Raw genomic sequence first — 12,694 nt, forward strand, 5'->3', positions numbered from 1 at the left:
CTCTCCATTATCAAATTAGTAGCTTTAATTTTTTTAGCTTGTAATATTCTCATCTTTTTCACTTTCCTCAATTGATTCATTTTCCTGAACCTTAGCTTCACTGCTGGCTTTCTGATCAAAATTTTTAATTACCATTACTTCTTCCAGAGTAATATCATTGATAAATAAATTTATCTCAGCTTTCTGGGAAAGTCCATAATTATCAGTTTCAACTTCTATAACCTCACCTATTTTCAAACCGGAAGGAAAATTATTTGACAAACCTGAACTTAATACAATATCACCGATTTCTAGATCAGCATCCCAGGCTATATTATCCATTATATTGGGTTGATCATCACGACCACTACCTCTCACCAGACCTATTTCTCTGGATTCTGTTCTGGCGATAATCCCTCCAACTACGAAGTCCTGATCAGTAATTAATCTAACCTGAGCGGAATGACTACCCAGATGATCTATTCTTCCGACCAGATAGCCCTGATAGCTAATAACAGGCATTCTTTCTTTTAATCCATCACTACTGCCGCGATTAATAGTTATAGTTTTTTCCCAGATTGAAGGAGAGTTTGCAATCACTTCCGCTCCCTGCATCTGATAATCTACTTTTTCACTAAAACCAAGCAGTTCTCGTAAACGTTTATTTTCTCTATTTATGTTTTCCAAAAAAAGTATCTGCCTTTCCAGAGTACCGTTTTTCTGACGCAGATTTTTTATTTCCTGATTTATTTCATCAATTGAAAATAAAGTGGTAAAATAACTTTGTATGGTTTCTACCAGATGATGGACCACATTAAGAATAGGAGTAATTGTATTATAGATAATATCACTTAACCAGCTAATAAAAGAAAATTGGAGTTCATTAAAATAAAGAAAAGAAAATAAGAAAATTAAAATAATAATTAAAACTGCTGCAATTAAAGTATTCCTGTTAAAATTAAACAACAGGTACACCCCCTATGATAGTTTTTTGGGTGTAATTAAGATCTTTTTCAAAGAATCAATTTCTTCTAAAGCAATACCGGTTCCTTTTGCAACACAATCCAGAGGCTCATCTGCAATATGTACAGGCATCTGAGTCTCATCAATCAGTAATTTATCAAGACCCTGTAATAAAGCACCTCCACCAGTTAAGATAATACCACGATCCATTACATCAGAAGCAAGCTCAGGTGGTGTTTTTTCTAGTGTCATTTTAACTGCATCAATGATATTAACAACCGGTTCTTCCAGAGCTTTTTGAATTTCCGCCCCATTAATTTCTATAGTTTTAGGCAGACCACTAACTAAGTCCCGCCCTCTGATTTCTTTTACTCCTTCAGGATTATCACTAAAAGCAGCACCAATCTCAATTTTAATTTCTTCAGCTGTTCTTTCGCCAATCATCAGGTTATACTTTCTCTTAACATACTGAACAATTGCAGCATCCATATCATCTCCACCGATTCTGATTGAGCGACTGGTAACAATTCCTCCCAGAGAAATAACTGCAACTTCGGTAGTTCCTCCCCCAATATCAACAATCATATTACCTGTTGGTTCATGTACCGGTAACCCAGCTCCAATTGCTGCCGCCATAGGTTCTTCGATTAAATATGCTTCTCTGGCTCCGGCATGAACTGCAGCATCAATTACCGCTCTTTTTTCAACCTCAGTTACACCAGAAGGTACACAGATAATTATTCTTGGCCTGACCATCCTACTTCTTTTATGAGCCTTAGTTATAAAATAACGAAGCATTGATTCAGTTACATCAAAATCTGCAATAACCCCATCCTTCATTGGTCTTACTGCAATAATATTACCAGGTGTTCTACCAATCATCCTCTTTGCTTCATCACCAACAGCAAGTACTTCCTGCTTATCTTTTTTTAGAGCTACCACAGAAGGTTCTCTAATTAAAATCCCTTTACCTTTGATATAAACCAGTGTATTTGCTGTCCCAAGGTCTACACCCATATCCCTTGAGAATGGTGCACTTAAAAATTTAAAAACCATTTACTTAAAACCCCTTTCAAATTATATAAAAATAGACTAAAATTAATAAAATAAATTCAAAATTAAAACAAAGCTTTCTCTTTAAAACTTAAATATTTATCTCCAGCAATAATTATATGATCCATGACCTCTATCCCAATTATCTTTCCTGTTTTTACCAGTTTTTTGGTAATACTGATATCATCGGCACTTGGGCTTGGGTCACCGCTGGGATGATTATGAACTAAAATCATAGCCGCACTGCTGCGTCTAATCGCCTCTTTAAAAACTTCTCGCGGATGAACGATGGAACTTGAAAGTCCCCCCCTCGAAATCTCAGGAACAGCTATCACTTTATTTTTGACATCAAGTAAAATAACACGCAATACTTCCTGTTTTAAAAAACGCATTTCTCCAGCCAAAAGTTCCGCAGCCTGAATCGGGTTGCTTACCAGATCTCTTTTTTGATTTTTTAAAGCAGATATTCTACGGCTGAGTTCAGTCACAGCATTAATCTGAGCAGCTTTGGCAGTGCCAATACCATTAATTTTTTGTAGTTCCTCACAGCTTAAATCCAACAGCCCCTCCAGTCCCCCATAAAAACTTAATAGGTCCTGAGCTAGTTCTACAGCAGTCCTCTCCTTATTGCCAGTCCTGATAATTAAAGCCAGCAGTTCTGAAGTTGATAAATATTTACTTCCTTTTTTTAATAATTTCTCTCTCGGTCTCTCCTCTGCTGGTAGTTCTTTGATGGTAAAATTGGTCTGTAGACCTTCCATCAAAAATAAACTCCTTTCTCTTATAGGATTCCATAATTAAATTTTTCCAGTAATTTAGCAAGCTGATGAATAGGCAGTCCCATCACCGAATAATAGGACCCTTTTATTTCTTCAATAAAAAGTCCGCCAAAACCCTGAATTGCATAAGCCCCAGCCTTATCCAAAGGTTCTCCCGTTTCTACATAATTATTTATTTCATTTTCAGTTAAAGAAGTCATTTTAACCTCAGTTATATTATAATCAATATAACTCTCACCAGTACGTGAATTTAAAACAGCCACCCCGGTTATAACCTGATGTTGATCTGAACTTAGTCTTTTCAGCATTTTTTTTGCATCATATTTACTGTTCGGTTTACCGAGAATTTGTTCATTATGTACCACTACTGTATCAGCAGCAATAATAATTGCATCCTCTACCAGCTGGGAAACTGAACTGGCCTTTTCTTCTGCCAGAACTTTTACCAGCTCCACTGGATTGCTGTAATCAAAATTAGATTCATCAATTTTTGAAGGTACAATAGTAAACTTTAAATTTAATTGAGTTAAAATTTCTTCTCTCCGGGGAGAGGTTGATGCTAAAACCAATTTAAGATCACTTTTTATATTATTTGCTTTTTTTATCATTAAAATTACCCCCAGTAATTGAGTACGGTAAATGTTTAAGAGTAAAAAAGCTGACCAGGCCTACTCCTAAGCCAGTAGGCAGAGCTAAAAGAACTAAAAATGGAAGATAATAAAATATTCCTCGATTAGCAATAATAAAATAAGCAGCAGTAATTTGAGCCGTATTATGTGCAACAGCTCCAATTATACTGATTCCAATCAAAGAAAAATAATCTTTTAAAAAATAATAGGCAAGATACATTAAAAGAAAACTTAAAATACCCCCACTAAAGCTAAGATAAAAGTTAATTGTCATAAAAGTCCCTGCAAGTAGAGAACCGAGAACAACTCTAAAGATCACAACCTGAAAAGCAGCACCAAAACCAAGTAAAGAAATCGCAATTAAAGATACAATATTAGCCAGACCAAGTTTTGCTCCTGGCACAACTGCTGAAAGTGGAAAAAAACTCTCAACTAGATGTAAAACTAATCCCAGCGAAATTAATAATGAAATTACTACAATTTTTTTTGTTTTTTTCATCCTACCAGCTCATTCCGTCTATATCTGAGTTTGTACTTTCCAGCCAGAGACTCAATGAATTAGGTACACAAACAATAATTGGACCCTCTCTATCTATCCAACCCGTTTTTTCACAGATTTTAAGTGGATCATCTGCTGGAGCTTCCTTGACTCTGACCCGACCCTGATTAACCTCTATCGTATGAACTCCAATTGGACCCTGCACTTTAAAAATTATTGGCTCCTGGTAACTATCTGCCACTGCCACAGTTTTTATCAATTCATCTCCCTGCTGAACCCTTAGAATTAATTCTTCACCTTCAGCCGAGCCGCCAAAAAAATAAAAAGGAATTAATAATAAAACGAGACTTAAAATTATTACGAAGACAATTAAAATTTTATCATATAATGTTAAAATATCTGTTATTTTCAATTAAATTCACCACTAATTTCTATTTTACTACCATTACTATATATTTTAACATCTTTCACCTCTGATGTCCACACTATGAGCACTATCAAAAAACCCGCCCTTTTAAAAGGACGGGTTTAAAAGTACTCAGCTATTAATTTTCATCTTTATAAAATATATCAACTGCATCAACATTACAGGCTTCATAACAGAGTCCACACTGAATACATCTCTCCTGATCAATTTCGTGCAGTTTTTTGACTTCTCCATCTATACAATCAACAGGACATGCTTTAGCACAGAGTGTACAGCCGACACATTTATCATTGATTTCGACTTTTTCGATCCATCTTCCCTGGAACTCAATTGTTCCTGTAGGACATTTCTCTGCACATTTACCACAGTTAACACATTTTTCATAATCAATAACTGCCAGATTATCTTTCATTTCGATTGCATCAACCGGACAAACTTTTGCACAGAGGCTGCAGCCAATACAACCAACTTCACATGTTTTACGGACAATTTTCCCTGTATTATGGGAGGAACATCTAATGTGAGTTTGTCCTGATAATGGTGCCAGCATCAGAACATTACGAGGACATTCTTCTACACATTTTCCACAGCCCGTACATTTATCATAATTTATCTGTGGTAAACCGTTCTCACTCATTTCAATAGCATCAAAGGGACAGACAACTTCGCAGTCACCAAAACCTAGACAGCTGTACTGACACTCTTTTTCGCCACCATTAACTGAATGAGCAGCTTTACAGGTCTCAATGCCCTGGTATTTCCCGGACTTAGTCGTTTCTTTGATACCACCACCACATAATAATTCAGCAACTACTTTATCAGAACTACCTGCATCGGCACCCATAATATCAGCGATATCAGATGCTACTTTATCTCCACCAACAGGACAGCCTCCTACAGGAGCTTCTCCATTGACTACCGCTTCTGCAAAAGCTTCACAACCTGCATAACCACAGGCTCCACAGTTAGCACCGGGAAGCGCATCTTCGACTTTACCGACTCTGGGATCCTGCTCAACTTTGAAATGCTCAGAGGCAAAACCTAAGCCAGCTGCTAAAAAAGCTGCAATCCCCCCCATACTAATTAACGAATATAAATATGTTGGATTCATTTAATTTACTGCCACCTCCACTACATTGAGATGAGACCGGAAAAGCCCATAAAAGCCATAGCCATAATACCCGCAATGATCAGGGTAACCGGCACACCTTTTAATACTCCCGGCACATCGCCAAATTCTAGTTTTTCTCTTAATCCTGCCATTAATACAATTGCCAGAGTAAAACCAACCCCGGCACCAAAGCCAAAGACTACACTGGCAATAAAACTGTACCCATTGAGAGGAATCAGTAAAGCCAGACCCATAATTGCACAGTTGGTTGTAATCAAAGGCAGAAAAATTCCCAGTGCTTTATATAAAACCGGACTTGTTTTTTTAATAAACATTTCTACAAATTGAACCAGAGAAGCAATTACAATAATAAATGAGACATACTGCAAAAATGGTAAGTTAAATGCTTCTAAAATAAAAGTATTAATTAACCAGGTTGCAGCAGCAGTTAAAGTCATAACAAATGTTGTTGCCAATCCCATACTGAATGCTGTTTCAACCTGTTTTGATACACCTAAGAAGGGACAGATCCCTAAAAACCTAACTAATATAAAATTATTAATTAAAACAGTACTAATAAATAATAATAATATCTGTGTGAATTCTTCCATTATTTACCCTCCCTGCTGATCTGATTCATAATTCCAACTAAAATTCCCAGGGTGATAAAAGCTCCAGCAGGAAGTACCATAATTACCATGGGACGATACCATTCTCCTAAGAGAGTAAAACCAAAAATGGAACCCATACCAAATAATTCTCTAATTGCTCCCAGCAGAACAAGTACCCAGGTAAAACCAAGCCCCATTCCAATTCCATCGGCTATCGCTCTTGGAGTTGAATGTTTAGAAGCAAAGGCTTCCTGACGGCCTAAAATTAGACAATTTACCACTATAAGTGGAATAAAAATACTTAATGAAGCAGCTATTCCAGGAAAAAACGCCTTCAAAAAGTAATCCACAAAGGTTACAAAAGTTGCAATAATTAATATGTAACTTGGTATTCTAACATTGGCTGGAATTAATTTTTTAATTAAAGATATTACAATTTCTGAAGAAACTAGAACAAAAGATGTTGCCAGCCCCATAGCTAAACCATTTTCTGTTGTATTAGTTACGGCGAGAGTCGGACACATACCAATTACCAGACGAATAATTGGGTTTTCTGCCCAGAGACCATTTTTAAAATCTGAAACAATCTGTTTTAAATCTAAAGACATTAATTCCCACCTCCATATGCTTCAGTTATTTTATCAAGACCATTTTCAATCACTTTAGTAATACTTTCAGAAGAAATTGTTGCTCCGGCAATAGCTTCCACCTGTGTATCTTCTGTTGGAGGTTTTTTTACAACTGTATAATCTCCAAAAGGTTTGTTGACAAAATTAGATTTAAAATCATCTTCAGTTATTCTGGCTCCAAGTCCAGGAGTTTCCTGATGATTTAAAACACTAATCTTATAGATTTTTTCATTATTGAGATCCACGCCAATCATAACCTCAATCATACCATTGTAACCACCACCGCTGTTCTTAAATGCAACACCTATCCGGTTACCATTGTTATCATAGCCTTCATAAAATACATTTCCGTTTTTCTCTACTTCTTCTACCTCTTCCACATTTGGTAAAACTTCGTTTATTGCCTGTTTTTGAGCTTTAGCCTGATTGGCCTGAATATAGGGAGTTGTCCACTCATAAACAAAAGTTAAAAGCAGTGCTGATATAATACCAATTGCAGCAAGAGTAAGAATCAAATTTCTTGTACTATTTTTTTCCATTTATCTCACCTCTCCCAAACTGCGAGGTCTGGTATATCTATTGATTAATGGTACTGCTGTGTTCATTAATAAAATACTGTACATTACACCCTCAGGATATCCACCCCAGAGTCTAATAATTACAACTAAAAGCCCTGCACCAAGACCAAATATCCAGCGCCCCAGCTTTGTAGTCGGGCTGGAAACCATATCAGTTGCCATAAATAAAGCACCTAACATCAATCCACCTGCAAAAAGATGAAAAATTGGATCTGCTCCAAAAGCAAAGCTACCTAGAAATACAGTTCCAACCATTGCCAGTGGAATTCTCCAGTTAACATAACCCTTATATAATAAATAAGCAAAACCCAGCAAAAGTGCCAGAGCTGATGTTTCTCCTAAAGAACCAGCAATCTGACCCACAAAAAGATTCCAGGAGTCTGTAGAAATACCATCCATTTTCATCTGACTCAAAGGAGTTGCAGAAGAAACACCATCTACAGTCCAGGTGGTCATTAAAACTGGATAGGCAGCTGTTAAAAAAGCTCTTCCGACTAAAGCCGGATTAAATGGGTTTTGACCTATCCCACCAAAAACCTGTTTTCCCAGTCCAATCGCTACTACTGAACCAAAAAAAGCTGTCCAGAGTGGAATAGCAGGTGGTAAAGTAAGTGCCAGCAGTAATCCGGTTACTACTGCGCTCCCATCTTTTAGAGTAATTTGTTTCTTTCTTATTTTTTGAAATATGTATTCTGTTAAAACCGCACCAGCAACAGCTGTCAGAATTACTGAAATTGCTCTTGCTTTAAAGAAATAAACAGCAGCAAAAACTGCTGGCAGCAGAGCAATAACAACTGACCACATGATTTTTTGAACTGAATCACGGGCTCTGACATGTGGTGAGGATGTTACAATTAGTTCATTATTCATTATTGATTATCCTCCTTAATTCTCTTCTCTTTTTTTCGCCATAACCTGTGCCTTACCAAGACGCAGATGATGTACCAGAGGTATTTTAGCCGGGCAGACAAAAGAACAGGAACCACACTCGATACAGCTTAAAACCTGCCATTCTTCCAGTTCATCTACCATATCATTTTTGGCATAATTAACCAATTGTGTTGGCATCAAAAACATCGGACAGGCATCTACACATTTAGCACAGTTAATACAGGGAGATGGTTCGTAATTTTCTACCTCTTCTCTAACTAAAACAAGAATACCTGATGTACCTTTAACACCGGGAACATTTAAATGCTTCTGAGCAGCCCCCATCATTGGTCCACCTGTTATTACTTTTGCAGCATCTTCTTTTAAGCCGCCGGCCTCTTCAACCAGATCACCAATATTTGTACCAATCCGATAAATTAAATTCTGAGGAGAGTTAATCCCTCTACCTGTAATTGAAATGGATCTTTCGTAAAGTGGTTTTCCATCTCTAATTGCATCAGCAACCGCTGCTGCTGTTGAGGTATTATTTACAACAACACCAACATCTAGCGGCAGGCCGCCAGCAGGAACTTCTCTTCCGAGTATTGCCTCAATCAACATTTTTTCTCCACCCTGTGGATATTTTGTTTCTAATGTCTGAACTTCAATATTATTTTCCTCAGCAACAGCATCCTGCATACTTTCTATTGCCTCAGGTTTGTTTTCTTCAATTCCAATAATACCCTTTGGAGCATCTGCTGCTTTCATTAAAGCTTTTAAACCAAAAACTATACTCTTTGGTCTTTCTACCATCACTCGATGATCAACTGTCAGATAAGGTTCGCATTCTGCTCCATTTAAAATTACATAATCAACCTCTTTATCATCCGGTATTGAAACCTTAACATGGGTTGGAAACATTGCTCCTCCCATACCCACTATTCCTGCCTCTCTGATAATTTTTCTAATGGAAGCTGAATCAAGTTGATCTAAACTATCATGTTTTTCCAGTCCAGAATTAAGCTTGTCTTCTTCTGCAGCTTCAATAACTACAGCATCAACAATATTTCCACCTGGATCTGTTACTTTTCTAATTTCTTTTACAGTCCCGGAAACAGAAGCATGAATAGGAGCACAGACAAAACTATCACTATCAGCAATTTTTTGTCCAAGATCTACCTGATCGCCTTTTTTGACAAGCGCTTTTAGTGGTGCACCTATGTGCTGCTTTAAAGGAATAATTACTTCCTCAGGACGTTTAGCATTTTTTAAGGGTTTATCCTTGGTTAAATCTTTATTATATTCAGGATGTATACCCTGTTTAAAAGTCAAAGCCTTCACTATATAATTTCACCCCTTATATATTTTTTTCTAAGAAAATTTATAATGGAAATTTTTACTATAAATTTTGATTTAGAATGCAAACCATAAATTATTATATACCAATTGTTAAATAAGAACAACACTATTTGAGAAAAAGATTTTATTCACGAATGACTATGAATCCAGCATAACCTTCTTTTTCCAGGTCTGCCGCTGCTGATTCAGCTTCAGCTCTGCTTTCATAGCCAACTACCTGAACCTGATGCGGGCTAGAATCTGTAATTACAACTCTGTAACCCATTTCTGTAACAGTTTCCTTTACAGAAAGAGCATTATTATAATTTGAAAAAGCTCCAATCTGGACTCCAAAACCAGCTGTTGTCTCTTCATTTTGAGCAGAATCACTGTTATTGATTGTTGTTTCTTCTCGATTATTTTCTGAAGCAGAGTCTGATTCGGTTTCATTTTGACTTTTCTGATTAGGTGCAATCTTTAATTCTTCTTCACTGGGGGCAGTAAGATTATTTTTATTATTATTTGTTTCTTCAGCTTTCTCCTCACTTCTTTCTGGAAGCTGTTGACTGACGGCAGCTGAGTTCTGCTCCTGATCTGCCATATCTGTAGAGTCTTCTTCTACCAGAAAAGAAATTAAATAACTACCCATTAAATAACCAATAAATAAAGCAGCTATTGACATAAAAATAACTACCACAACTAAAGAAAATCCTTTTTCATTTTTATTCATTTTCTCCACCTCTAATATTTTTTGACATAAATTCAATTCCAGCTTCAAAAACTGTATTGAACGAGCCAGCCGCAACTATTAAGTCGTCTAACTCAGCTTTCTTTAAAGCAGCCTGACTGGCCTTTATTAAATTATTATAACTCTGATATTCAAATCCTTTTGCTTTTATACTTGCAATTAAATCCTTAATTTTTATTGTTCTAAAAGAATTATTTTCTGCTAGATAAAACTCAGGACTGATATTAAAATAAATAAATTCATCTAAAATTGCATCGAGATCTTTATCTTTAAGCACTGATAAAACAAAATGTAAATTATTAAATTCAGAATCAGAATGACTGATATTTTTAAGCAGTTCTTTAAAAGCAGCCGGGTTATGAGCTCCATCCAGAATAATAAGTGGTTTTTCAGAAATTTTTTCCATTCTTCCAGGCCAGTAAATATCATTCAGAGCTTTTGTAATATCTTTTCTGTCTATTTCAAAATCCAAAGTTAGTTCATTTACAGCCAGCAGAGCCAGAGCAGTATTACGAGCCTGATGCTCACCCAATAAAGAAAGTTTGTATTCTTCACTGATTCCATTCCTTTTTAAAGTGATTATGTTTTCTTTTAAACCACCTTTGCTTTTGATCAGCTGATATTCCTCATCTAAACTAATAAAAGTGGAATTTTCTGCTTTTGCTTTTGCTGCAATTACTTTAAGAGCTTCTGGCTGACTAACAGCAGTAATGACTTTAGAGTTTGCTTTAATAATTCCTGCTTTTTCTGCTGCTATTTCTGCAATTGTATCCCCTAAAAATTCTCTGTGTTCCAGGCTGATATTAGTTATAAGTGACAAAAGTGGTTTCTCAATAATATTTGTTGCATCAAGCCTGCCCCCCAGGCCAGTTTCCAAAATTACAATTTCTGCCTCATGCTGTTTAAAATATTTAAAAGCAATCGCTGTCACAATTTCAAAAAAACTGGCTTCTATAAAACAGTCTTTTTTCAACTTTTCTGCAGCTTTCTTTACTTCACTAATAATCTCGGCCAGTTCATAAGTTGAACAGGCCTTCCCTTTAATTTTTATCCTTTCATTAAAATGAAAAAAATGAGGAGAACTATAGAGTGCAGTTTTATACCCTGCTTCTCTGTAAATTCTTTCTAAAATAGCTGCAGTTGAACCTTTACCATTGGTTCCTGCAATATGAATTATATTTAGATTCTGATGGGGATTACCTAAATAATCAAGTAAACTTTTTATCCTATCCAGACCGGGATTATAACCGGATTCTGTTCCAAATAATGATAATGAATTTATATATTTAAATGGGTCCATAATTTCCTCCAGTCCTTTATTTGCATTAAATAGCAAATATAAGTTAAAATATATTAAAGCACTATTATTATTATACACAAAAAGAAGAAAAAGAACAAAAAATAATATCCAAATATATGGGGGAGATTATATGTCATTACTGGAGGTTTCTTTATTTTCACTTTTTGCAGCTCAATTTTTAAAAATATTTTTTATCAGGCCAATGAATTTTTATACTTTTTTTACTTCTGGAGGAATGCCCAGTTCTCACTCATCTTTTGTTTCTTCTCTGGCAATCACAGTTGGATTAAAATATGGATTTAGTTCTGACTTATTTGCAATAGTGACTGTTTTTTCTTTGATTGTCACCTACGATGCCAGCGGTGTTCGTCGTGCTGTAGGACAGCAGGCTAATGTTTTAAATAATCTGATTAAACATCTTGAAGATAAAAGTTTTGCTAATGATAAACAGTTAATCAAAGAAGATTTAAAAGAATTAATCGGCCATACACCATTTGAAGTATTTGCAGGTGTTCTGCTGGGAGCAATCATTGCTCTGGTAAACTGGTACTATATTTAATAAATTTTAAATACTTTTTAAAATCAAAATAGAGCTAAAAGAATAAAAATCCGTCCAACTGATCATTAAACTGATCGATGCTGGACGGATTTTATCATTTTTAATCCCGATTTAATATATTTTTTTAAAAGCAGATTAGATTTATTCCAAAGCAGCTTCAATCTTGGCTGCAACTTTTTCTGCCTTAAAACCTAATTCTTCTCCTACTTCCTGACCCTTGCCACTTAAGCCAAAGCGATCAAGTCCGATAACCAGGCCATCTCTGCCAACAAGCCTGTACCAGCCATCTGTTACTCCTGCTTCGATGGCAACTCTTAATTTAACTTCTGGCAGTTTGTGTTCTGCTGCATATTTTTCGAACTTTCTTCTTTCCGGTACTGATACCACTGCCGCTTTGATACCTTTTTCCGCTAATAATTTGGCACTCTCTTCGGCCAGATTAACCTCACTACCGCTGGCAAAAATCATAGTATCTGCCTCTTCTGGACTGCTGACAAAATAACCGCCATTATTGAAGTTATCCAGCCCCTGATATTTTTGAATATGCTCTAAGTTCTGTCTGGTTAAAATTAAAGCTGTCGGCTGATCTGTTGTCTCTAATGCTTCTACCCAGGCAGCTTT

16 protein-coding genes are annotated in these 12,694 nt (G+C 36.0%); 1 reads left to right on the forward strand and 15 read right to left on the reverse strand.

Translation table 11 applies throughout. From position 1 onward, the window contains the following. Window positions 1-33: 33 nt before the first annotated feature. From mreC to BW929_RS09460, 14 genes are all read right to left on the reverse strand, one after another. Entirely contained in the window at window positions 34-945 is a 912-nt protein-coding gene (gene mreC / locus BW929_RS09395; protein WP_076545233.1) for a rod shape-determining protein MreC, read from the reverse strand. Window positions 946-957: 12 nt separating this feature from the next. After that, the gene (locus tag BW929_RS09400; RefSeq protein ID WP_076545234.1) at window positions 958-1,998 is read right to left on the reverse strand and encodes a rod shape-determining protein; all 1,041 of its coding nucleotides are present in this window, start codon (window positions 1,996-1,998) and stop codon (window positions 958-960) included. Window positions 1,999-2,060: 62 nt separating this feature from the next. Next, entirely contained in the window at window positions 2,061-2,756 is a 696-nt protein-coding gene (gene radC / locus BW929_RS09405) for a RadC family protein (RefSeq protein WP_076545235.1), read from the reverse strand. 20 nt (window positions 2,757-2,776) lie between these two features. Continuing rightward, window positions 2,777-3,382, reverse strand: coding sequence for a Maf family protein (locus BW929_RS09410; RefSeq protein WP_076545236.1), 606 nt, complete (start codon window positions 3,380-3,382; stop codon window positions 2,777-2,779). Then, entirely contained in the window at window positions 3,363-3,902 is a 540-nt protein-coding gene (locus BW929_RS09415; RefSeq protein ID WP_076545237.1) for a Gx transporter family protein, read from the reverse strand. The genes BW929_RS09410 and BW929_RS09415 overlap by 20 nt, the downstream gene beginning before the upstream one ends. 1 nt (window position 3,903) lies before the next feature. Then, a complete protein-coding gene (locus BW929_RS09420; RefSeq protein ID WP_076545238.1) occupies window positions 3,904-4,314 on the reverse strand; it encodes a NusG domain II-containing protein in 411 nt (136 codons plus the stop codon). Window positions 4,315-4,447: 133 nt separating this feature from the next. Then, the gene (locus BW929_RS09425; protein WP_076545239.1) at window positions 4,448-5,440 is read right to left on the reverse strand and encodes an RnfABCDGE type electron transport complex subunit B; all 993 of its coding nucleotides are present in this window, start codon (window positions 5,438-5,440) and stop codon (window positions 4,448-4,450) included. A gap of 20 nt (window positions 5,441-5,460) precedes the next feature. Next, on the reverse strand, window positions 5,461-6,051 hold the full coding sequence (rsxA, locus tag BW929_RS09430; protein WP_076545240.1) for an electron transport complex subunit RsxA: 591 nt from the start codon (window positions 6,049-6,051) through the stop codon (window positions 5,461-5,463). Then, window positions 6,051-6,659, reverse strand: a complete 609-nt coding sequence (gene rsxE / locus BW929_RS09435) for an electron transport complex subunit RsxE (protein ID WP_076545241.1) — start codon at window positions 6,657-6,659, stop codon at window positions 6,051-6,053. The genes rsxA and rsxE overlap by 1 nt, the downstream gene beginning before the upstream one ends. Further along, entirely contained in the window at window positions 6,659-7,219 is a 561-nt protein-coding gene (locus BW929_RS09440) for an RnfABCDGE type electron transport complex subunit G (protein WP_076545242.1), read from the reverse strand. Before BW929_RS09440 ends, rsxE begins: the two co-directional genes overlap by 1 nt. Next, entirely contained in the window at window positions 7,220-8,128 is a 909-nt protein-coding gene (locus BW929_RS09445; RefSeq protein WP_076545243.1) for an RnfABCDGE type electron transport complex subunit D, read from the reverse strand. It abuts the gene before it with no gap. A gap of 15 nt (window positions 8,129-8,143) precedes the next feature. Next, window positions 8,144-9,469 (reverse strand): electron transport complex subunit RsxC, encoded by a 1,326-nt coding sequence (gene rsxC / locus BW929_RS09450; RefSeq protein WP_076545244.1) that lies wholly within the window; start codon window positions 9,467-9,469, stop codon window positions 8,144-8,146. A 142-nt stretch (window positions 9,470-9,611) separates the two neighbouring features. Next, entirely contained in the window at window positions 9,612-10,196 is a 585-nt protein-coding gene (locus tag BW929_RS09455) for an SPOR domain-containing protein (protein WP_076545245.1), read from the reverse strand. Next, complete coding sequence (locus tag BW929_RS09460; protein ID WP_076545246.1) at window positions 10,189-11,514, reverse strand: bifunctional folylpolyglutamate synthase/dihydrofolate synthase; 1,326 nt, start codon at window positions 11,512-11,514, stop codon at window positions 10,189-10,191. Before BW929_RS09460 ends, BW929_RS09455 begins: the two co-directional genes overlap by 8 nt. 130 nt (window positions 11,515-11,644) lie before the next feature. On the opposite strand from BW929_RS09460, the gene BW929_RS09465 reads away from it, so the two are divergent. Beyond that, entirely contained in the window at window positions 11,645-12,073 is a 429-nt protein-coding gene (locus BW929_RS09465; protein WP_076545247.1) for a divergent PAP2 family protein, read from the forward strand. Window positions 12,074-12,214: 141 nt separating this feature from the next. On the opposite strand, the gene BW929_RS09470 is transcribed toward BW929_RS09465, so the two are convergent. Next, window positions 12,215-12,694, reverse strand: a 480-nt coding sequence (locus BW929_RS09470) for a transketolase-like TK C-terminal-containing protein (RefSeq protein WP_327077774.1), incomplete at its 5' end; no start/stop codon positions are given.

It is taken from the genome of Halanaerobium kushneri, from assembly GCF_900156285.1.
Classification (GTDB): Bacteria; Bacillota; Halanaerobiia; order Halanaerobiales; family Halanaerobiaceae; genus Halanaerobium; species Halanaerobium kushneri.